21 protein-coding genes are annotated in these 20,895 nt (G+C 73.8%); 11 read left to right on the top strand and 10 right to left on the bottom strand.

Annotated features, from left to right (window positions below; translation table 11 throughout):
* Window positions 1-62: 62 nt before the first annotated feature.
* The 6 genes from pcaD to BMW67_RS10685 are packed head-to-tail and all read left to right on the top strand — an operon-like array spanning window position 63 to window position 4,874.
* Entirely contained in the window at window positions 63-851 is a 789-nt protein-coding gene (pcaD, locus tag BMW67_RS10710) for a 3-oxoadipate enol-lactonase (protein WP_072747527.1), read from the top strand.
* Window positions 844-1,272, top strand: coding sequence for a 4-carboxymuconolactone decarboxylase (gene pcaC, locus BMW67_RS10705; protein ID WP_256598383.1), 429 nt, complete (start codon window positions 844-846; stop codon window positions 1,270-1,272). Before pcaD ends, pcaC begins: the two co-directional genes overlap by 8 nt.
* Complete coding sequence (gene pcaH, locus BMW67_RS10700; RefSeq protein WP_072747528.1) at window positions 1,269-1,994, top strand: protocatechuate 3,4-dioxygenase subunit beta; 726 nt, start codon at window positions 1,269-1,271, stop codon at window positions 1,992-1,994. The genes pcaC and pcaH overlap by 4 nt, the downstream gene beginning before the upstream one ends.
* Window positions 1,991-2,626 (top strand): protocatechuate 3,4-dioxygenase subunit alpha, encoded by a 636-nt coding sequence (gene pcaG, locus BMW67_RS10695; protein WP_072747529.1) that lies wholly within the window; start codon window positions 1,991-1,993, stop codon window positions 2,624-2,626. Before pcaH ends, pcaG begins: the two co-directional genes overlap by 4 nt.
* Before the next feature lie 33 nt (window positions 2,627-2,659).
* Window positions 2,660-3,493, top strand: coding sequence for a 3-oxoadipate:acetyl-CoA acetyltransferase (locus BMW67_RS10690; RefSeq protein WP_072747530.1), 834 nt, complete (start codon window positions 2,660-2,662; stop codon window positions 3,491-3,493).
* A 4-nt stretch (window positions 3,494-3,497) separates the two neighbouring features.
* Complete coding sequence (locus BMW67_RS10685; protein ID WP_072747531.1) at window positions 3,498-4,874, top strand: lyase family protein; 1,377 nt, start codon at window positions 3,498-3,500, stop codon at window positions 4,872-4,874.
* 274 nt (window positions 4,875-5,148) lie between these two features.
* On the opposite strand, the gene tpiA is transcribed toward BMW67_RS10685, so the two are convergent.
* The 4 genes from tpiA to BMW67_RS10665 form a co-directional block, all read right to left on the bottom strand.
* Entirely contained in the window at window positions 5,149-5,898 is a 750-nt protein-coding gene (gene tpiA / locus BMW67_RS10680; RefSeq protein ID WP_072747532.1) for a triose-phosphate isomerase, read from the bottom strand.
* Between the two features lie 873 nt (window positions 5,899-6,771).
* Window positions 6,772-7,116, bottom strand: a complete 345-nt coding sequence (locus BMW67_RS10675) for a TfoX/Sxy family protein (protein WP_083581328.1) — start codon at window positions 7,114-7,116, stop codon at window positions 6,772-6,774.
* Window positions 7,113-7,469, bottom strand: a complete 357-nt coding sequence (locus BMW67_RS10670) for a HesB/IscA family protein (RefSeq protein WP_072747534.1) — start codon at window positions 7,467-7,469, stop codon at window positions 7,113-7,115. Before BMW67_RS10670 ends, BMW67_RS10675 begins: the two co-directional genes overlap by 4 nt.
* 31 nt (window positions 7,470-7,500) lie before the next feature.
* Window positions 7,501-7,911: an SUF system Fe-S cluster assembly protein gene (locus tag BMW67_RS10665; protein ID WP_083581375.1), complete on the bottom strand. Its 411-nt coding sequence runs from the start codon at window positions 7,909-7,911 to the stop codon at window positions 7,501-7,503.
* A 131-nt stretch (window positions 7,912-8,042) separates the two neighbouring features.
* On the opposite strand from BMW67_RS10665, the gene tgt reads away from it, so the two are divergent.
* From tgt to BMW67_RS16030, 4 genes are all read left to right on the top strand, one after another.
* Entirely contained in the window at window positions 8,043-9,170 is a 1,128-nt protein-coding gene (tgt, locus tag BMW67_RS10660) for a tRNA guanosine(34) transglycosylase Tgt (RefSeq protein WP_083581332.1), read from the top strand.
* Window positions 9,171-9,263: 93 nt separating this feature from the next.
* On the top strand, window positions 9,264-9,647 hold the full coding sequence (locus BMW67_RS10655) for an NADH:ubiquinone oxidoreductase subunit NDUFA12 (protein ID WP_072747536.1): 384 nt from the start codon (window positions 9,264-9,266) through the stop codon (window positions 9,645-9,647).
* Window positions 9,648-9,689: 42 nt separating this feature from the next.
* A complete protein-coding gene (mlaD, locus tag BMW67_RS10650) occupies window positions 9,690-10,142 on the top strand; it encodes an outer membrane lipid asymmetry maintenance protein MlaD (protein WP_072747537.1) in 453 nt (150 codons plus the stop codon).
* Window positions 10,139-10,795 carry a DUF2155 domain-containing protein gene (locus BMW67_RS16030; protein WP_072747538.1) on the top strand — a complete coding sequence of 219 codons (657 nt, stop codon included), beginning with the start codon at window positions 10,139-10,141 and terminating at the stop codon, window positions 10,793-10,795. The genes mlaD and BMW67_RS16030 overlap by 4 nt, the downstream gene beginning before the upstream one ends.
* Here the strand turns inward: BMW67_RS16030 and aat are convergent.
* The 5 genes from aat to BMW67_RS10620 form a co-directional block, all read right to left on the bottom strand.
* Window positions 10,687-11,343, bottom strand: a complete 657-nt coding sequence (gene aat, locus BMW67_RS10640) for a leucyl/phenylalanyl-tRNA--protein transferase (RefSeq protein WP_072747539.1) — start codon at window positions 11,341-11,343, stop codon at window positions 10,687-10,689. The genes BMW67_RS16030 and aat overlap by 109 nt on opposite strands.
* A gap of 67 nt (window positions 11,344-11,410) precedes the next feature.
* Window positions 11,411-12,772, bottom strand: a complete 1,362-nt coding sequence (gene accC / locus BMW67_RS10635) for an acetyl-CoA carboxylase biotin carboxylase subunit (protein ID WP_072747540.1) — start codon at window positions 12,770-12,772, stop codon at window positions 11,411-11,413.
* Between the two features lie 19 nt (window positions 12,773-12,791).
* Window positions 12,792-13,283 carry an acetyl-CoA carboxylase biotin carboxyl carrier protein gene (gene accB, locus BMW67_RS10630; protein WP_072747541.1) on the bottom strand — a complete coding sequence of 164 codons (492 nt, stop codon included), beginning with the start codon at window positions 13,281-13,283 and terminating at the stop codon, window positions 12,792-12,794.
* Between the two features lie 146 nt (window positions 13,284-13,429).
* Window positions 13,430-14,209: a DsbA family protein gene (locus tag BMW67_RS10625; RefSeq protein WP_072747542.1), complete on the bottom strand. Its 780-nt coding sequence runs from the start codon at window positions 14,207-14,209 to the stop codon at window positions 13,430-13,432.
* A 30-nt stretch (window positions 14,210-14,239) separates the two neighbouring features.
* A complete protein-coding gene (locus BMW67_RS10620) occupies window positions 14,240-15,574 on the bottom strand; it encodes a M48 family metalloprotease (protein WP_177174503.1) in 1,335 nt (444 codons plus the stop codon).
* Window positions 15,575-15,730: 156 nt separating this feature from the next.
* Between BMW67_RS10620 and BMW67_RS10615 the strand changes: the two genes are divergently transcribed.
* Window positions 15,731-16,882: a pyridoxal phosphate-dependent aminotransferase gene (locus tag BMW67_RS10615; RefSeq protein WP_072747543.1), complete on the top strand. Its 1,152-nt coding sequence runs from the start codon at window positions 15,731-15,733 to the stop codon at window positions 16,880-16,882.
* 106 nt (window positions 16,883-16,988) lie between these two features.
* On the opposite strand, the gene BMW67_RS10610 is transcribed toward BMW67_RS10615, so the two are convergent.
* Window positions 16,989-20,819, bottom strand: coding sequence for an Rne/Rng family ribonuclease (locus BMW67_RS10610; protein ID WP_072747544.1), 3,831 nt, complete (start codon window positions 20,817-20,819; stop codon window positions 16,989-16,991).
* Window positions 20,820-20,895 lie beyond the last annotated feature (76 nt).

The following is a 20,895-nucleotide window of genomic DNA, read 5'->3' as shown; positions in this document are numbered from 1 at the left end:
TTTCACATAACCGCCTCTTTCGGGCAACACTCTTTTCCGCACGCTGAGAAGGAGCCTGGGTCATGCAAGCCGCGGTCATCAACGGATGCCTGATGCACTACGCCGACCAGGGCGCGGGGGCGCCCGTGGTCTTCGCCAACTCGCTGGGCACGGACATGCGCGTCTGGGACCGGCTGATCGCGCGGCTGCCGGAAGGGCTGCGCATCATCCGCTACGACAAGCGCGGGCACGGGCTCAGCGGCCTGCCCGAGGACGGGTGGGGCATGGGCGACCTGGTGCAGGACCTGGCGGCGCTGCTCGACCGGCTCGAGGTGCGGGGCGCGGCGGTGGTGGGCCTGTCCATCGGCGGAATGATCGCGCAGGGCCTGGCGGCCGAGCGCCCGGACCTTGTCCGCGCCATGGTGCTGATGGACACCGCCGCCAAGATCGGCGCGCCGGGCATGTGGGACGCGCGCATCGCCGCCATCCGCGCCGGGGGCGTCGAGGCGGTGGCCGATCAGGTGCTCGAGCGCTGGTTCTCGCGCGCAACGCGCGCCGCGCGGCCCGACGAGCTGGCGCTGTGGCGCAACATGCTCACGCGCACGCCGGTCGAGGGCTATCTGGGCTGCTGCGCCGCGATCCGCGACACGGACCTGCTTGAAAGCACCGCGCGGCTGCGCCTGCCTACCCTGGCGCTGGCGGGCGACGAGGACGGCTCGACGCCGCCCGATCTGGTGCGCGAGACCGCGGCGCTGATCCCGGGCGCGCGCTTCGCGCTGGTGCGCGGGGCGGGGCATCTGCCCGGCGTCGAGCGCCCCGACGAGACCGCGCGGCTGATTCTGGATTTTCTGAAGGAGAACGGCTTTGCCTGATCGCGCCGACGACCCCGCAGGATTCTCGCGCCGCGAAAGCGGCATGCGCGTGCGCCGCCAGGTTCTGGGCGACGCGCATGTCGAGCGCGCCGCCGCCCGCGCCACCGATTTCGACGCGCCGTTCCAGGAATACATCGTCGAGGCCGCCTGGGGCGGCGTGTGGGCGCGGCCGGGGCTGGGCCGGCGCGAGCGCTCGCTGGTGACGCTGGCGCTTCTGGCGGCGCTGGGCCACTGGGAGGAATTCGAGATGCATCTGCGCGCCACCCGCAACACCGGCGCCGCCCCCGCCGAGGTGCGCGAGGCGCTGCTGCACGTCGCCGTCTACGCCGGCGTGCCCGCCGCCAACCGCGCCTTCGCCATCGCGCGCGAGGTGTTCGCCGAGCGCGCCGAATCCCGCCCCCAGCAGGAGCCCGCCTCATGAGCACGCCGCACGACTATCTCCCGCGCGATCCGGCCTGGCGCACGCCCGCCTTCGCGCCCTTCTACAAGACCACCGTCCACCGCGCGCCGCGCGCGCCGCTTCTGTCGCTGCGCAACACCTTGTCCGAGATCACCGGGCCGGTCTTCGGGCATGACGACATCGGCCCCCTCGACAACGACCTGATCCGCAACTACGCGCAGGACGGCGAGCCCGTTGGCGAGCGCATCATCCTGCACGGCCGGGTTCTGGACGAGAACGCCCGCCCCGTGCCCGGCGCGCTGATCGAGATCTGGCAGGCCAACGCCGCCGGCCGCTACCGCCATCGCAACGACCGCTACCTTGCGCCGCTCGATCCCAATTTCGGCGGCTGCGGCCGCACCCTGGCCGATGACGAGGGGCGCTACGCCTTCCGCACCATCAAGCCGGGGCCCTATCCGTGGGGCAACGACTCGAACTCCTGGCGCCCGGCGCATGTGCATGTCTCGGTCTTCGGGCGCGCCTTCGCCCAGCGGCTGATCACGCAGCTCTATTTCGAGGGCGACCCCCTGATCCCGCGATGCCCCATCGTGCGCACGCTGCCCGATCCGGCGGGGGTCGAGCTGCTGACCGCGCGGCTCGACATGAACGCCGCCATCCCCTTCGACTGCCTGGCCTACCGCTTCGACATCGTGCTGCGCGGCCGCCGCGCCACCCCGTTCGAGAACCGCCCGGAGGGAACATGACCCCGAACGCGCCCCGATACCTCAAGGAGACGCCCTCGCAGACCGCGGGGCCCTATGTGCATATCGGCCTCGCCCCCGAGGCGGCGGGGCTGCGCGCCGTCGGCCGGCCGCTTGCGGGCGACCCGGCGGCGCCCGGCTGCCCGGGCCCGCGCATCGCCGTCGAGGGGGTGGTGCTGGACGGAACCGGAACCCCCTTGCGCGACGCGCTGATCGAGGTCTGGCAGGCCGACCACATGGGCCGCCACCGCCACCCCGAAGACCCCCGCGCGGCCGAGGTCGATCCGCGCTTTCGCGGCTTCGGGCGCGTGTGCGCCGGCTTCGAGGACGGGCTGTGGCGCTTCGAGACCGTCAAGCCGGGCCCCGTGCCCTGGCCCGGCGGCGGCTTGCAGGCGCCGCACATCACCTTCTGGATCGTGGCGCGCGGCATCAACATGGGCCTGCACACGCGCATGTATTTCGGCGACGAGCCCGAGGCCAACGCCGCCGACCCGCTCCTGGCCATGATCGAGCAGCCCTCCCGCCGCGAGACGCTGATCTCGCGCCCCGAGCCCGACCCGGGCGGCGGGCCGACCGTGCATCGCTTCGAGATCCGCCTGCAAGGACCTCTGGAAACCGTCTTCCTCGACGTCTAGGACGGAACCAGCCACAGACCCAGCGAGGACCCCATGTCCGATCCCTGCATCATCTGCGTCGCCATCACCGGTTCGGTGCCGACCAAGGCCGACAACCCCGCCGTGCCCGTCACGGTCGAGGAACAGATCGAGTCGGTCCACGAATCCTTCGAGGCCGGCGCGACCATCGCCCATTGCCATGTCCGCGACGACGAGGGCAGGCCGACCTCGGACCCCGAGCGCTTCGCGCGCCTCAAGGAGGGGATCGAAAAGCACTGCCCCGGCATGATCATCCAGTTCTCGACGGGCGGGCGCTCGGGGGCGGGCAAGGCGCGCGGAGGCATGCTGCCCCTGCGGCCCGACATGGCCTCGCTGTCGGTCGGGTCGAACAACTTTCCCACCCGCGTCTACGAGAACCCGCCCGATCTGGTCGACTGGCTGGCGGCCGAGATGATCCGCCACGACGTCAAGCCCGAGATCGAGGCCTTCGACCTGAGCCACATCTTCCAGGCCGCCGCCATGGTCGAGGACGGGCGGCTCAAGCGGCCGCTGCATGTGCAGTTCGTGATGGGCGTGAAGAACGCCATGCCCGTGGATCGCGAGGTGTTCGACTTCTACGTGCGCACCCTGCGCCGCCTGATGCCCGACGCCACCTGGTGCGGGGCCGGGATCGGGCGCCACCAGCGCACGCTGAACGAATGGTCCATCGCCGCGGGCGGCCACACGCGCACCGGGCTCGAGGACAACATCCGCCTCGACCGCGACACCCTTGCGCCGTCCAACGCGGCGCTGGTGCGCATCGCGGCCGAGATCTGCGAGAAGCACGGCCGCCCGGTGGCCGACTGGCGCCAGGCGCGGCGCATCCTGGGCCTGCCCGAGCCGGGCTGAGCGCATGGCCGTCTCGCCCTTCGACTCGGCGCTGCTGCGCGACCTGTTCGGGGCGCGCGAGGTGGCGGCGCTGTTTTCCGACGCGGCCGAGCTGCGCGCGATCCTGCTGTTCGAGGGCGCCCTGGCCGAGGCGCAGGGGGCGCTGGGCGTGATCCCCGCCGAGGCCGCCGCCGCCATCGCCCGCGCCGCGCGCGAGGTGACGCTGGACCCCGGCGCGCTGGCCGCCCGCGCCGCGCGCGACGGCACGCCCGTTCCCGCCGCGGTCGAGGCCTTTCGCGCAGCGATGGGCGCGCCCGAGCACGCGGCCTACGTGCATTTCGGCGCCACCAGCCAGGACGCCGCCGACACCGGGCTGGCGCTGCGGCTGCGCCGGGCGCTGGCGCTGATCGAGGCGCAGCTCGACGACGCGCTGCGCGCGCTGGCCGCGGCGGCGCGCGCGCACCGGGCTCTGCCCATGGCCGCGCGCACGCGCGGGCGCATCGCCGCCCCCACCACCTTCGGCGCGCGCGTCGCGAGCTGGGGCTGGCCGCTCCTGCGCGCGCGCACGCGCATGGCGCAGCTGCGCCCGCGCCTTCTGACGCTGAGCCTTGGGGGCGCGGCGGGCACGCTGGCCGCGCTCGGCCCGCAGGCCGAGGAGACCGCGCGGCGCATGGCCGAGTCCCTGGGGCTGGAGCCGGCGCCCGCGCCCTGGCATTCGGCGCGCGATTCCCTGGCCGAGCTGGCCTTCGCGCTGGCCGCCCTGTGCGGCGCGCTGGGCAAGATGGGGCGCGACGTGGCGCTGATGGGCCAGGACGAGGTGGCCGAGCTGCGGGCCGGCGCGGGGGGCGGCTCTTCGACCATGCCGCACAAGGCGAACCCGGTCGGCCCCGAGGCGCTGGTGACGCTGGCGCGGCTGACGGCGCGGCTGGCCGGAAGCATGAACGACGCGCTCCTGCACGAAGGAGAGCGCGACGGCGCCGCCTGGGCGCTGGAATGGCACGCCCTGCCGCAGCTGTGCGTGGGCGCGGCGGGGGGGCTGCGCCATGCGGCGGCGCTGGCCGCCGATCTGCGGCCCGACCCGGCGCGCATGGCCGCCAATCTGGGCGCGCGCGGCGGGCTGGCGATGGCCGAGGCGGCCAGCTTCGCCCTGGCCCGCAGCCTGCCGCGCCCGCAGGCGCAGGCGCTGGTCAAGCGCGCCTGCGCCGAGGCGCTGGCCAGGGGAATCGCGCTGGCCGAGGCGCTGGAGGCGCTGCATCCGGCCCCCGCGCCCGAGGGCGACTGGGCCGCGATCCTGGCGCCCGAGCGCTGGCTGGGCATGGCGCCCGCGCTGGCCGACCGCTTCGCCGACGCGGTCGAGGACGCGACCGGGCCGGGGCGGCGCGCGGCGCCCGAAGGCGATTGACCCGGGCGGCCGGCCAAGGCGATTGACCCGGGCGACTGACCTGGTGGGCACCCGGCTAGGGCGATCAACCGGGGCGATCGAACCCTGCAATTGGGCCGGCGAGCGTGTCTTGCGCCGGCGGTCCGTTCCGGGGCGTTCGGCGGGCGCATGCGGCCCCTGAGCGGGCGCGCCGAACCGGACGCGCGGCGCCCCTTGCCCGCCCCTGCCGGTCGTGCGACCGGCGGCCGCGCCGCGCCGCGACGGCGTGGCGCGGCGCGGGAGCGGCTTCGGATCCTCAGGTCGAGGCGGCCTCGACGATGGGGGCGAAATCCGCCGCCTTCAGGCTGGCGCCGCCGACCAGCCCGCCATCGACATTGGGCACGCCGAAGATCTGCGCCGCGTTGCCCGGCTTGACCGAGCCGCCGTAAAGCAGCCGCACCCCGTCGGCGAGCGCGTCGCCGAAGCGTGCGGCCAGACGCGCGCGCATGAATTCGTGCACCTGCGCGATGTCCTCGAGCGTGGGCGTGCGGCCCGAGCCGATGGCCCAGACGGGTTCGTAGGCGATCACCAGCCGCTCGGGCGTCGGGCCGTCGGGAACCGACCCGTCAAGCTGCGCGCCCACCACCTCGAGCGCCTTGCCCGCGTCGCGCTGGGCCTCGGTCTCGCCGACGCAGATGATGGCGGTCAGCCCGGCGCGCCACGCGGCCTCGGCCTTGGCGCGAACCAGCGCGTCGGTCTCGCCGTGATCGGCGCGGCGCTCGGAATGGCCGACGATGACCGCGACGGCGCCCGCATCGGCCAGCATCTCGGCGGCGATGTCGCCCGTATGCGCGCCCGAAGGGGCGGGGTGGCAATCCTGGCCGCCCACGCGCACGGGGCCGCCGCGCAGCCGCTCGGCCATGGCGGCGATCAGCGTGGCGGGCGGGCACAGCAGCACGTCGCAGCCCGGCGCGGGGCAGGCGGCGGCCAGCGCCTCGGCCTCGGCCAGGGCGGCGCGGGTTCCGTTCATCTTCCAGTTTCCGGCGGCCAGCTTGCGTCGGGCCATGGCGGGGTCTCCCTTGTTGCGGATCGGATCAATGCCTGGGCCGCGTCATAGCAGGAACGCGCGCGCATGGCAGCGGACAAGGCGCCGCCCGCGCCCCGCCGACGGCCAAGGCGCGCTCGCCCGAGCCGGCGCGGGCCGGGGCGGGGCTGGGGCGGGGCTGAGGCCGGGCGGCCGCGGGCGCGGGAGGGGCGGTGAGGCGCCGGCCTCGGCTTGGCGGGACAAGGGGCGCGGCGCGCGCAGGGGGTCCCGGGGCCGAGGCGGGCCGGACGGTCGCGAACGGGCGAGGCGCGGGCCGCGGCTTGGCGGGACAAGGGGCGCGGCGTGCGCAAGGGGCCCGGGGCCGGGGGCGGGCCGGACGGTCGCGAACGGGCGAGGCGCGGCCTCGGCTTGGCGGGACAAGGGGCGCGGCGTGCGCAAGGGGCCCGGGGCCGGGGCGGGCCGGGCCGGACGGTCGCGAACGGGCGAGGCGCGGGCCGCGGCTTGGCGGGACAGGGGCGCGGCGCGCGCAAGGGGGCGCGGGGGCCGCGCGGCGGGCCGGCCGGTCGCGAACGGGCGAGGCGCGGGCCTCGGCTTGGCGGGACAAGGGGCGCGGCGCGCGCAGGGGGTCCCGGGGCCGCAGGGCGCGGATGCGGCGGCGGGGCCTGGGCGCGTGCCGTCGAAGCCGGACCTTGCGTCGCTCCGGGCCCGCGCCTCGGCGCGCGAGGGGCCGTGGGCAAGGGGGGCAAGGGCGGGGGCGCGCGGGGCCTTTCGCGAGAAGGGAGGGGGCGCCCGGCCCCGCACCTTGCCGATCGGCCGCGGATCACGCAACAGCCCGGGGCGCGCCTTGCGACGATGCGGGCGCAGGCGCCCTGCGCCCTGCCGATCGGCCGCGCGTCAGCCCAGCGCCTCGGCGCGGGCCAGCTCGACGGCGCGGCGGGCCCATCGGGCGGCGGCGAGGGGGTCGTCCTCGCTGTCGGCCGGCAGGCTCCAATAGCCCAGCGTGCGCGGCGCGCCGTCGCGGGTGAAGGCGAAGCGCGTCGCGCCCTCGGCGGCCATGGCGCGGGCCACGACGCCCTCGGCGCGCAGGAAGATCTGCGCGCGCGGGCAGATCAGCCCGAAGAGCACGCCCTGCGAGTAGAGCCCCGCGCCCCCGGCCATCGGGCGCACCTCAAGCTCGGCCAGCGCGGCGAACAGCCGCCGCGCCCGCGCCAGCGCCTCGGCGCCCAGGGCCATGATCATGCGTTCGCGAACTTGACGGATTCGCCGCAGCCGCACGCCTCCGTCACGTTCGGGTTGTTGAAGACGAAGCCCGATTCGAGCAGCGAGGACTTGTAGTCGATCTCGGTCCCGAACAGGAACATCTGCGCCGTCGGGGCGATGAGCACCCGCGCGCCGTCCTGCTCGACCACCGCGTCATGGGGGCCGGCCTCTTCGGCGTAGTCCATGGTGTATTCCATGCCCGCGCAACCGCCCTTGCGCACGCCGATGCGCAGGCCGAACACGCGGCCGTCGGATTCCTCGATCAGCCGGCGCACCTCGCGCGCGGCGGCCTCGGTCAGGGTGACCGGCGGCTTTCCGGGCATTGCGAACATCGGCTTGCTCCCTTGATCCGAAAGGCGGGCCTCACATGAAGCCCAGCTCCAGCCGCGCCTCGTCCGAGAGCATGTCCATGCCCCAGGGCGGCTCCCACACCAGGCGCACGTTCACCGTCCTGACGCCGGGCAGGGGCTCGACCGCGTCGGCGACCCAGCCGGGCATCTCGCCGGCCACGGGGCAGCCCGGGGCGGTCAGGGTCATGTCGATCTCGACGTTGTTCTCGTCGTCGATGGCGATGCGGTAGACAAGCCCGAGATCGTAGATGTTCACTGGGATCTCGGGATCGTGAACGGTGCGGCACGCCTCGACGATCTGGGGATAAAGGGGGTGATCGACGCTCGAGGGTCCGATCAGCGGCTGTCCCTCGGCCGGCGCGTCGGCCCCGGCGCGCTCGCCGACCCCGGCCTCGGGCGCTTCGTCCTTGACGGCGTCCGTCATCGCGTTCTCCATGCCTGATCCGTTTCCTCAGATATAGGCCCGGCGCGGGTTCAGGTCCAGCGCCGCCCGCTCTGGCGTCGGCCGCCCTTGCGGGGGTATGCAGCGCCATCCGGCAAGCAGGAGCAAGGCCCGTGACCCGATTCTCTTTCACCGTCCATGCGACCGACGGCGCCGCGCGCACGGGGGTCGTCAGCACCCCGCGCGGCCAGATCCGCACCCCCGCCTTCATGCCCGTGGGCACCGCCGCCACCGTCAAGGCCATGCTGCCTGAGAACGTGCGCGCCACGGGGGCCGACATCATCCTGGGCAACACCTATCACCTGATGCTGCGCCCCGGCGCCGAGCGCATCGCCCGGCTGGGAGGGCTGCACCGCTTCATGAACTGGGAGCGGCCGATCCTGACCGATTCGGGCGGCTTTCAGGTCATGAGCCTGGCCGGCCTGCGCAAGCTGGACGAGCGCGGCGTGACCTTCAAGTCGCATGTCGACGGCTCGCGCCACGAGCTGACGCCCGAGCGCTCGATGGAGATCCAGCGCCTGCTCGGTTCGGACATCGTGATGTGCTTCGACGAGTGCACGCCCTTTCCGGCCGACGAGGCGACGGCGGCCGAATCCATGCGGCTGTCCATGCGCTGGGCCGCGCGCTCGCGCGAGGCGTTCGGCGACCGGCCGGGCCATGCGTTGTTCGGCATCCAGCAGGGCAGCGTGTTCCGCGAGCTGCGCGAGGAAAGCTCGCAGGCGCTGCGCGCCATCGGCTTCGACGGCTACGCCATCGGCGGGCTGGCTGTGGGCGAGGGGCAGGAGGCCATGTTCGCCGTGCTGGACTACGCCCCCGGCCTGCTGCCCGAGGACAAGCCGCGCTATCTGATGGGCGTGGGCAAGCCCGACGACATCGTCGGCGCGGTGCAGCGCGGGGTCGACATGTTCGATTGCGTGCTGCCGACGCGCTCGGGGCGCACCGGCCAGGCGCTGACGCGGCGCGGGGCGGTCAATCTGCGCAACGCCCGCCACCAGGACGACCCGCGCCCGCTCGATCCCGATTGCGCCTGCCCGTGCTGCCGCAACTACTCGCGCGCCTATCTGCACCACGTCCACAAGGCGCAGGAGATCATCGCAGCCATGCTGCTGACCTGGCACAACCTGCACTACTACCAGGAGCTGATGCAGGGCCTGCGCGACGCCATCGCCGCCGGGCGGCTCGACGCCTTCGTCGCCGATTTCCACGCCCGCCGCGCCGAGGGCGACCTGCCCCCGCTTTGAGCGGCGCGGCGCCATGTCGGGCTGGACCCGGCCGCAGGCTGTGATAGAACGGCGGGCGACCCGGGACACATCGCCAAGGGAACCACGCCCGTGATGCAGCTGCTCAAGAGGATCTTCACCTGGTGGAACGGCGCCACCGTCGGCACCTTGCTGTTCACCTCGCGCCATGGCGTGAAGGTGGGCGAGGACGAGCAGGGCAACCAGTTCTACCAGAGCCGCGACGGCAAGCGCCGCTGGGTGATCTACAATGGCGAGGCCGAGGCCTCGCGCATCTCGCCCGAATGGCATGGCTGGCTGCACCACACCTGGGACCAGCCGCCCACCGCGGCGCCGCTGCCGCACAAGCCGTGGGAAAAGCCGCACAAGCCGAACATGACCGGCACCGAGGCGGCCTATCACCCGCCGGGCAGCCTGCTGAACCCCGATCCGGCGCCGCGCATGCGTCCCGACTACGAAGCCTGGCGCCCCGCCGACTGAGCCGCGCCCGGCGCGCCGCCGCCTTTTCCGGGAGACAGCGACATGGCCAATTCCGCAGCCGAAACCGTGATCGGAGCGGCGGTTCTGCTCGCCGCCGGCGGCTTCTTCGCCTATGCGGCGCAGACCACCGGCTACGAGCTGGGCGGGAAGGCCGGCGTCTACGAGCTGGTCGCGCCCTTCCGCAAGGCCGACGGGCTGGCCGTGGGCTCGGACGTGCGCGTGGCGGGGGTCAAGGTCGGCTCGGTCGCCGCGCTCGAGCTTGACCTCAAGACCTATCGCGCGCTGGCCCGCCTGGCCATCGACGAGAAGATCAAGCTGCCCGAGGACAGCGACGCCGCCGTCGCCACCGAGGGCCTTCTGGGCGGCGCCTATGTGGCGATCACGCCCGGCTCGTCGGACGTGATGTTCGAGAACGGCGACGAGATCCAGTATACGCAGGGCTCGATCAGCATCCTGGATCTGGTCGGCAAGGCGATTTCGGCGGCGGGGCAGTGAGACGCGCGCTGCCCTGCGCGGCGATCCTGGCGCTTCTGGCCGCGCCCGCGCCGGCCCAGACGCCCGCCATCCCCGGCGCCGCGCCCCCGGACGGCCCCGCGCAAGCGCCAGCCGACGGCCCCGCCGACGGATCCGCCGAGGGGCCCGCCGCGCGCGCGCCCGAAGACGGCGCCGATCGCGGCCCGCTGGGCGCGCTCTTCCGCCGCCCGCCGGACGGCGCCGCGCCCGAGGACGGGCCGCAATGGTTCGGCTTCGAAGACGCGCGCCCGCCCGAATGGCGCGGCGTTTCCCAGCCCGGCGCGCGGCTTCGGCTGCTGGACAAGATGACCGGCCGGGTCGAGACGCTGGACCTGCCCGTGGGCGCGCGGCTGCGGCGCGGGCGCCTCGAACTGGTCCTGCGCGCCTGCCGCGTCCCGCCCGAGGACGTCGCCGCCGAAGACGCCTTCGCCTATCTCGAGGCGCGCGACCTGCGCGAAGAGGCGCCGCGCTTCGCCGGGTGGATGTTCGCCTCGAGCCCCGCGCTCTCGGCCATGGATCACGCGCGCTACGACGTCTGGCTGGTCAATTGCAGCACCAGCTCGGACGAGGCGTCTTCGGGCAGGGCGTGGAAATCGGCGGCGCAGGACAGCGCCTCGTCCAGCAGCGTCAGGTAGCGCGCGCGCGGGATCTCGATCGCGCCGAAGCGGCGCAGATGATCGGTCACGAACTGCGTGTCCAGCAGGCGAAAGCCCCCGGCCCGAAGCCGCGCGACCAGCCACACAAGGGCCAGCTTCGAGGCGTCCGTGCGCCGCGAGAACATGCTTTCGCCGAAGAACGCCGCCCCCATGCGCACGCCATACAGCCCGCCGGCCAACTCGCCGTCCATGCGCACCTCGATCGAGTGCGCGCAGCCCATGCGGTGCAGCGCAAGGTAAAGCTCGCGGATGCGCGGGTTGATCCAGGTTTCGGGACGGTCTGCGCAGCCGTCCAGCACGCCGGCGAAGTCGCGGTCGACGGTGATCGAGAAGTCGCCCCGCCGCGCGCGCCTGCGCAGCGAGCGCGGGACGTGGAAGCGCGCCAGCGGCAGGATCCCGCGCCAGCGCGGATCGACCCAGTAGATGCGCGTCGAGCCGGCCGACTGCGCCATGGGAAACACCCCCGCCGCATAGGCTTGCAGCAGCAGCTCGGGCGTGACGCCGTCGCGGTCGGACGGGCCGGGCATGGGGCCTCCTTGCGCTGGGACGCCTTGCGCTTGACGGCCGCGGCGCGCGGGCGCGCCGCGGGCCGGGTCACTCGCCGGACAGCTTCTTTTCCAGCCAGTGAATGTCGTAATCGCCCGCGATCACCTGCGGATCGTCGGCCAGCTGCGCGAACAGCGGCAGCGTCGTGTCGATGCCGTCCACCACCGTCTCGCGCAGGGCCCGGCGCAGGCGCGCCAGCGCGGCGGGGCGGTCCTCGGCATGGACGATGAGCTTGCCGATCAGGCTGTCGTAGTAGGGCGGAATGCGGTAGCCCGAGTAAAGCGCGCTGTCCATGCGCACGCCCAGCCCGCCCGGCGCGTGATAATGCGAGACCAGCCCCGGCGAGGGCGCGAAGTCGGGCAGGCGCTCGGCGTTGATGCGGCACTCGATGGCATGGCCGCGCGGGCGCAGCTCTTCCTGGCGGAAGGACAGGGGCAGACCGGCGGCGACGCGGATCTGTTCCTTGACCAGATCGACGCCATAGACCGCCTCGGTCACCGGATGCTCGACCTGCAGGCGGGTGTTCATCTCGATGAAGTAGAAGGCCCCGTCCTCGTAGAGAAACTCGATGGTGCCCGCGCCGCGATAGTTCATGCGCGCCACGGCCTCGGCGCAGACGCGGCCGATCTCGGCGCGCTGGGCGTCCGAGATGGCGGGCGAGGGGCTTTCCTCGAAGACCTTCTGATGCCGGCGCTGCAACGAGCAGTCGCGCTCGCCCAGATGCACGGCGCCGCCCTTGCCGTCGCCGAACACCTGCACCTCGATATGGCGCGGGCGGCCAAGATATTTCTCGATATACACGGCGTCGTCGCCGAAGGCGGCCTTGGCCTCGGAGCGCGCGGTCGAGAAGGCGTTGGGCAGCTCCTGCGCCGAGCGCGCCACCTTCATCCCGCGCCCGCCGCCGCCCGCCGCGGCCTTGACCAGCACCGGATAGCCCATCTGGTCGGCGATGCGCCGGGCCTCTTCGACGTCGGCGACGCCGCCCTCCGAGCCGGGCACGCAGGGCACGCCCAGCGCGCGCATGGTCTCCTTGGCGGCGATCTTGTCGCCCATCAGGCGGATGTGCTCGGCGGTCGGGCCGATGAAGGTCAGGCCGTGATCCTCGACGATCTGCACGAAGCTGGCGTTCTCGGACAGAAAGCCGTAGCCGGGGTGGATCGCGTCGGCGCCGGTGATCTCGGCGGCCGAGATGATGGCCGGCACGTTCAGATAGCTTTGCGCCGCCGAGGGCGGGCCGATGCACACGCTCTCATCCGCCAGGCGCACATGCATGGCGTCGGCGTCGGCGGTCGAGTGCACCGCCACCGTGCGCACGCCCATCTCGCGGCAGGCGCGCTGGATGCGCAGGGCGATCTCGCCGCGGTTGGCGATCAGGACCTTCTTGATGGAAAGCGGCTCGTTTCGGGACATGCCCGGTCCTCCCGGGCGGTTATTCGATGATCATGAGCGGCGCGCCGAACTCGACCGGCGTGCCGTCTTCGACGAGAATCCGCTTGACCGTCCCCGCGCGCGGGCTGGGGATCTGGTTCATGGTCTTCATCGCCTCGATGATGAGCAGCGTCTGCCCCTCGGCCACCTGATCGCCGACCTTGACGAAGGGCGCGGCGCCGGGCTCGGGCTGCAGATAGACCGTGCCGACCATGGGCGAGGTCACCGCCCCCGGATGCTGCGCCGGATCGGCGGGCGCGGGCGCCTCGCCCGCCGGCGCGGCGGAAGGGGCGGGGGCGGCCGGCGCCGCGGGCGCCGGCGGGGCGTAGGCCTGGACGACGGGCGCGGCGGCGGCGTGGCGGCCGACGCGGACCTTGAGGGTGTCCTCCTTGCCGTATTCGCGCTCGACCTCGATCTCGGACAGGTCGGTTTCGCGCAGCAGCTCGGCCAGTTCGCGGATGAAGGCGATGTCGCTTTCGTGGGTCTTGCTCATGGGATCCCTGAATCTCCTGGCGCGGCGGGCCATGAGGGCCCGCGCGGCGCTTGCCCCGGTCCGCGTCCGGCGCGGCCCGGCCCGTTGTCGGGCGCGTTCACAGACCCGCGCTTTACACCAACGCGCCGCGCGGTTGCAAGCGCGGCTCAGCCCTTGTCGGCGCGCGCCTTCTCGATGCGCTGGCGCAGCTGCTCGAGCGGCACGTAGCCGCGCACCAGCTGATCGCCCACGACGAAGGTCGGCGTGCCCTCGATGCGCAGCGCGCGCGCCAGGTCGTGATTGGCGCGCACGCGCTCGCGCACCCGGCGCGAGGCGGCGTCGTCGCGCAGGCGCCGCACGTCAAGCCCCACCTCTTCGGCGATGCGCCACACGGCTTCCTCGTCCAGCGCGCCGCGATGGCGCATCAGCGCGTCGGAAAAGGCCAGGTAGCGCGACCCGCCATCCTGCTCGAGCGCCGCCAGCGCGGCCTGCGCCGCCACGGTCGAGCCGGGGCCGAGGATCGGGAACTCCTTGATGATCAGGCGCACGTTCGGATCGGTTTCGAGCAGCTTCTTCACCTCGCCATGGGCGCGCTTGCAGTAGCCGCAGTTGTAGTCGAGGAACTCGACCACCGTCACGTCGCCCTCGGGGTTGCCGGCGACGTAGGAGTAGCCATCGTTGAACAAGGCGTCGGCGTTGGCGCGCACCAGATGGCCGTCGGCCTGGGCGGCCTGTTCTCGGCGGCGCTGCTCGAGGGTGCGCAGCGCCTCCATCACCACCTCGGGATGCTCGAGCAGATAGCGCCGCACCTCGGCGCGCAAGAGGGCGCGTTCCTCGGGCGGCATCTCCTGCGCGGCGGCGGGGCCGGCGGGAAGCAGCGCGGCGGCCGCGCACAGCGCGCCGAGGGCGCCTGCGGCAAGGCTGCGGAGAGTCTGGAAAACGGGCATGTCGGTCCTTTCGCGGTCTGTCTGCTTCCCTCAGCCGTCCTGCAGGCTGAGGATGATGTCCTGCGCGCGCGTGGCGGCGGGGCTGCCCTTGGGCAGCAGGGTCAGGGCGCGGCGGGCCTGGTTCACCGCGTCGCGGCGTGCGCCGGCGATGGCCAGCCGCTCGGCGGTGGTCAGCGCGGCCATGCCCTCGTCGCCGGTGCGCGCATAGGCCAGCGCCAGATCGCGCAGCAGCGTCGCGTCGCCCCCGCCCGAGCGCGCCGCCCCCTGCTCGAGCGCCGCGCGCGCCTCGCGGTCGGCGGCCGGATCGTTCAGCGCCAGCAAGGCGCGGCCCAGATACGCCAGGATGAGCGGCTCGTCCGGCGCAAGGCGCACCGCCTCGCGATAGGCGGGCACGGCCTGGGCCGCGCGGCCGCTTTCGAGCAGGATCTGGCCCTTGAGCTCGTGATAATAGGGGTCCGAGGGGCGCATCGCGATCAGCTTGTCCACCTCGGCCAGCGCCCGGTCGGGATCGGGCAGGCGATGCAGCGCCACCGCCCGGCGAAGCCGCGCGAATTCCGAGCCGTCGGCCGGATCGAGCCGCGCCAGAAGCCGGTCGGGCCGCTCGAGAAAACCGTCGAGCTTGGCGCGCATGCGATCGAACCAATAGACGGTTTCGGGCGGCGAGGCCCGCCCCCAGGCCGGCGAGCGCATCGCCCGCGCGCGCGCCAGCGAAAGGCGCTCGGCGCTGATGGGATGGGTGCGCGCGAAGGGGTCCTGGTGGCGCTCGGAGAACACCTCCTGCCCGCGGAAACGGTCGAGCACCTCGAGCATCCCGCCCGGGTCGATCCCCGCGCGCTCGAGATAGGTCAGCGCGGCCTGGTCGGCGGCGCTTTCCTCGGCGCGGCTGTAGGCCAGAAGGGCGCGCTCGGCGGCCTGCCCGCCGCCGGCGATGGCCGCGGCCGCCGCGGGCCCGCCGCCGGCCGCCGCCGCCGCCACGCCCAGCGCCAGGCCCAGAAGCACGGGGCCGCGGGCGTTGCGCTCGGCGATCTGGCGCCGGGCCAGATGGCCGCCGACGATATGCCCCGCCTCATGCGCGATGACGCCGATCAGCTGCGCCGGGCGATCGGATTCGCGCAGCAGCCCCGTGGTCAGCGCCATGTTGCGCCCGCCGAAGACGAAGGCGTTCACGCTCGGGTCCTGAAGGATGACGATGCGCACCTCGTCGGGATCGAGCCCCGCGGCGCGGAACACCGGCCCCGACAGGCGGCGCAGCGTCGCCTCGATCTCGGCGTCGCGGATCAGCGACAGGGCCTGCGCAGGCGCCGCCTGCAGCGTCGCCGCCGCGACGGCCAGCGCGCATGCCGCGCGCGATAGGGTTCGTGTCAAGCGCGTCATCATTCCCGACCATATGGCCCCTTCGGGCCGTCATGTCACCCCCGGCGGGCGCGCGCGCCGCTTGCCCTTGGGCGCGCGGCGGCCCATACCACGGCGCGAACCCGGCCAGAGGCCCGATCAGAGGCCCGATCAGAGGACTGCGCGAAGATGAAGATTTCAAGACGCGGATCGGTCGATCCCTTCATCGTGATGGACGTCATGGAGCAGGCCCGCGCCGCCCAGGCCGCCGGGCGCGACGTCATTCACATGGAGGTCGGCCAGCCGGCCACGCCCGCGCCCCGCCTTGCGCGCGAGCGTCTGGCGCGGGCGCTGGACAGCGACGCGCTGGGCTACACGGTGGCGCTTGGCCTGCCCGAGCTGCGCGAGGGCATCGCGCGGCTCTACAAGCGCCGGCATGGGCTGGATCTGGACCCGGCGCGGGTGGTGGTCACGGCGGGCTCGTCCGGGGCGTTCCTTCTGGCCTTTCTGGCGCTGTTCGAGATCGGCGACGAGGTCGCGCTGGGCGATCCCAGCTATCCGAGCTATCGCAACATCTTCAAGGCGCTGGGCGTGCGGGTGCGCCGGATAGAGACGCGCCCCGAGACGCGCTATCAGCCCACGCCCGCGGATATGGGCGACTCGGACGGCCTGCTGGTCGCCAGCCCGGCCAATCCGACCGGCACGATGCTGGCGCTGGACGAGCTGCGCGCGCTGGCGCAGGCCTGCGCCGCGCGCGGGGCGGCCTTCATCTCGGACGAGATCTATCACGGCCTGACCTACGAGCGCCCGGCGGTCTCGGCGCTCGAGGCGACGGACGATGTGTTCGTCATCAACAGCTTCTCGAAATATTTCTCCATGACGGGGTGGCGCATCGGCTGGATGGTCGTGCCGCCGAGCCATCTGCGCGCGGTCGAGCGGCTGGCGCAGAACCTGTTCATCTGCCCGACCCATGCCAGCCAGGTCGCCGCGCTGGGCGCGCTCGAGGCCGAGGACGAGCTCGAGGCCAACCGCGCCGTCTATGCGCGCAACCGCGCCCTGCTGCTCGAGGAGCTGCCGCGCGCCGGGTTCCGCGACATCGCGCCCTGCGACGGGGCGTTCTATCTTTACGCCGACGTCGCGCATCTGACCGACGACAGCCGCGCCTTTTGCGCGCGGATGCTTGACGAGGCGGGCGTCGCGGCGACGCCGGGGCTGGATTTCGACCCGGTGCGCGGGGCGCGGACGGTCCGCTTCAGCTTCGCCGGCTCCGAGGCGCAGATGCGCGAGGGCGCTCGGCGGCTCAGGGCATGGCTGGGCGCGGGCGGCAAGGCGGCGCGTTGACCGCCCGCCTGGCCGCGGCGGCGCCCGCGCGATCAGGACCCAGGGGGCGACGAAAACGCCCGGCCGCAGGCGCGGCCGGGCGTCGTCTTTCAGAGGGCAGGGCGCGTCAGCGGCGCAGCGACCACCATCCGCGCTTGCGCGGCTTGGGCGGCGAGTCGGGCTGAGGCGCGGCGTCCGTCGGTGCGGCGCCCTGCGGCTGCGCGGCATCGCCCTGCGGTTGCGCTGCCTCGGCTTGCGCGCCTTGCTCCGGCGCGGCGCCGTCCTCGGCGTCGCTCGTCCCCGCCTCGGGCGTCGGCGCCGCTTCGGCCTTGGCTTCGGTCAGGGTTTCGGCCGGGGTTTCGGGCTCGGTTTCGGGCGCCCGCGCCGCCTGGGCGTCCGCCGCGGCTTCGTCCTCGGCCTTGGGCGCGGCGGCGGGCGCGGTCCCGTCGCCGGTCGCCGGCTGCTTCGGCGCAGGAGCGCCCTCGGCCTCGGCCTGCGTCGGCGTTTCTGCCGTCGCCATGGCCTCGTCCGCTTCGGGTTCCGGCGGCGCGGCGGCATCGACCCCGGCCCCAGTCTCGGCCGCTCCGGTTTCGGCTCCGGTCTCGGCCCCGGCCCCGGTCTCGGCGCCAGTCGCCGCCCCGGTCTCGGCTTCACCCTCATCCTTGGGGGCCGGCGCGGTCGTTGCTCCGGTCCCGGTTTCGGGCGTCGGCGCGGCCTCGGCGTCGGCGGCGCCTTCGCCGCGGGGCTTGCGCCGGCGGCGGCTGCGGCGCGGCGCGGGGATGTCGGCCTCGGCGCCCTCGGCCGCGATGTTCGGACCTTCGGGGCCGAAGCCCAGCGCCGCCTCGGCGCCCGCATCGGTCCGCTGCTGCGCATCGGCCTGCGCCGGGGCCTGCACGGGCGCGCCCTCATCCGAGGTCTCGGCGGAAGCGCTCTTGCGCCGGCGCCGTCCGCCGCGGCGGCCGCGGCGCGGCTTGGCCTCGGCGCCTTCGGCCTCGGGCGTCGGGGCGGGCGCCGTGGGCGCCTCGGCCTCGGGGGCGACGATCTCGGCGTCCTCGACCGCGCCGGCCAGGTCGGGCGAGGCGGCGTAGACGGCGGCCGCCGTCACCGCCGCCGGCGCCTGGACGCGCGCGCGCTCGCGCAGCGGGGTCTTGATGCGCTCGATCTTGCGGTCGGGCACGATCATGGTCGGGTCCGCCTCGACGCGCACCGAGATGTCGTAGCGCGCCTCGATGCGCATCAGATGCTCGCGCTTCTGGTTCATCAGGAAGTTGACGACCGAAAGCGGCGCCTTGACCAGGATCTCGGGCGCCTTGCCGCGCACGCCCTCTTCCTCGACCTCGCGCAGGATCGACAGCGCCATCGATTCGTCCGAGCGCGTGACGCCCGTGCCGTGGCAGTGGGGGCAGGGCGCGGTCGAGGCCTCGAGCATGCCCGGGCGCAGGCGCTGGCGCGACATCTCCATCAGGCCGAAGGGCGAGATGCGCCCGACCTGGATGCGGGCGCGGTCGGATTTGAGCCGCTCCTTCATCCGCTTTTCGACCGCGCGGTTGTTGCGCGGATCGTCCATGTCGATGAAGTCGATCACGATCAGCCCCGCCAGGTCGCGCAGGCGCAGCTGGCGGGCGATCTCGTCGGCGGCCTCGAGATTGGTCTTGAGCGCCGTCTCCTCGATCGAGGCCTCCTTGGTCGAGCGGCCCGAGTTGATGTCGATGGCCACCAGCGCCTCGGTCACGCCGATGACGATGTAGCCGCCGGACTTGAGCTGCACGACGGGGTTGAACATCGAGGCCAGCTCGTCCTCGACCTTGTAGCGGATGAAGAGGGGGACGCGGTCCTCATACCGCTTCACGTTCCTGGCGTGAGAGGGCATGAGCATCTTCATGTAGTCCTTGGCCTCGCGGTAGCCCTCTTCGCCCTCGACCAGGATCTCGTCGATGTCGCGGCTGTAGAGGTCGCGGATGGCGCGCTTGATCAGGCTGCCCTCCTCGTAGACCAGGGTCGGGGCGATCGAGCGCAGCGTCAGCTCGCGGATCTGCTCCCACTGGCGCAGCAGGTATTCGTAGTCGCGCCGGATCTCGGCGCGCGTGCGCTTGGCGCCGGCGGTGCGGATGATCAGCCCCATGCCCTTGGGCACCTGCAGCTCGGCGGCGATCTCCTTGAGCTTCTTGCGGTCGGCGGCGTTGGTGATCTTGCGGCTGATGCCGCCACCGCGCGCGGTGTTGGGCATGAGCACGCAGTAGCGCCCGGCCAGCGACAGGTAGGTGGTGAGCGCCGCGCCCTTGTTGCCGCGCTCTTCCTTGACGACCTGGACCAGCATGATCTGCCGGACCTTGATCACCTCCTGGATCTTGTAGCGGCGCATGCGCGGGCGCTGGGGGCGCGCCTCTTCGATCGGGTCCTCGGGGGCGATCTCCTCGACCTCGGGCTCGGCTTCGGCTTCGGCTTCGGGCTGCGCGTCCTCGTCCGAGGGCGCGTCGGGCTGCACCCGGCCGCGGCCGCGCGCCGGACGGCGGCGTCGGCTGCGGGGGCGGGCGGGGGCGTCGTCCGCTTCGTCCGCTTCGGCTTCCCCGCTCCGGGCCGGATCGGCTTCGGCCTGCGCCGCCCCGCCTTCCGCGGCGTCGTCCTGCGGCGGTTCGGCCGCCGCGGCGCCGGAGTCGGGCGTTTCGGAGCCCTCGGCGACCGTCTCGGGCGCATCGGCGGCGTCGGGCCTGCTTGCGTCGGAGGGCGACTCGGCGGCCGCGTCGGTGGTCGTCTCGTTGCGCTCGTCGGCGGGCGCGTCGCCGGCCTTGACCGTCACGGCGTCGGGCGCCTGAGCGGCGGCGTCTGCGGCGGGCGTTTCGGTCAGGGGCGTTTCGGGCGCGGGCGCGCCATCTTCGCCAGCTTCGCCGGCGGCGGCGACGGGCGGGGCCGCCTGGTCCTCGGCGCCCGCGGCCGCATCCGGCGCCCGCGCGCCGGCGGCCTCGGCGGGCGCGTAGTCTTCGTGGATGGTCTCGTCCTTGTCCGCGCCGGCGCTTTCGGCGATCGAGCGGGGGCCTTCGCCGGAATCATCCTTCGCGTCGTCCGCCCCGTCAGCGGCCTCGTCAGCCGCCCCCTCGCCGGCCGGCGCGTCGGCGGGCGCCGTTTCGGCGGGCTGCCGGGGCGAAATCGGCGCCTCGTCCGCCGCGTCGGCCGTCCGGGCCGCAGCGACATCCTCGGCGGGCGCGTCGGCGCGGGCGGTCTGGGGCGCGGCGGGGAGCTCGTCGCCCTCGGGGGCGGCGCCTGCCGCGTCAGCCGGCGCGTCGGCCTCCTTCTCCGCGGTCGCGGTTTGCTCGGCCTCGGCCGCCGGGGCCTCGCCGCCCTCGGGCTGCGCGTCGGCCGCATTCGCCGCGTCCTCGGCCTGCGCGCCGCCCTGGGGTTCCGAGGCTTCGTCGCCCGCGGGCGCGGCGGCCTCGGCGGCCTCGGCGGGGGCGTCGCCCGTCGCCTGGCCAGCCGCTTCGCCGCCGCCCGCGGCGTCGTCCGAGCCGCCTTCCTCGCGGCGCCGGCGACGGCCGCCCCGGCGGGCGCGGCCGCGGCGCTTGCGCGATCCGTCCTCGTCGCCCGCGGCGCCGGCCTCTTGCGCTTCGTCTTCGTCCTCGTCCCCGGCCGGGGCGTCGCCCGCGGCGGCGTCGTCGCGCGCCTGCGCCGCGCGCGAGGCGGCGGCCTCTTCGGCCAGCAGCGCTTCGCGGTCGGCCTTGGGGATCTGGTAATAGTCGGGGTGGATCTCGGAAAAGGCGAGGAAGCCGTGCCGGTTCCCGCCATATTCGACGAAAGCGGCCTGCAGCGACGGCTCGACGCGCGTCACCTTCGCCAGATAGATGTTGCCTGCAAGCTGCCTCTTGCTGCTCGATTCGAAATCGAACTCGTCTACCTTGTTTCCGTCCACGACGACGACCCGGGTCTCCTCGGGATGCGTCGCGTCGATGAGCATCTTCTTGGCCATGTTCTCCTGCGCCGCGGCGCGCGCGCAATCCGGGCGGGATCGCATCCGCCGCGGGGCGGCGCCGCGTTCTCGTTCT

The sequence above is a fragment of the Oceanicella actignis genome (genome assembly GCF_900111545.1).
GTDB lineage: Bacteria > Pseudomonadota > Alphaproteobacteria > Rhodobacterales > Rhodobacteraceae > Oceanicella > Oceanicella actignis.
This window is presented reverse-complemented; position numbering and strand designations above follow the sequence as displayed.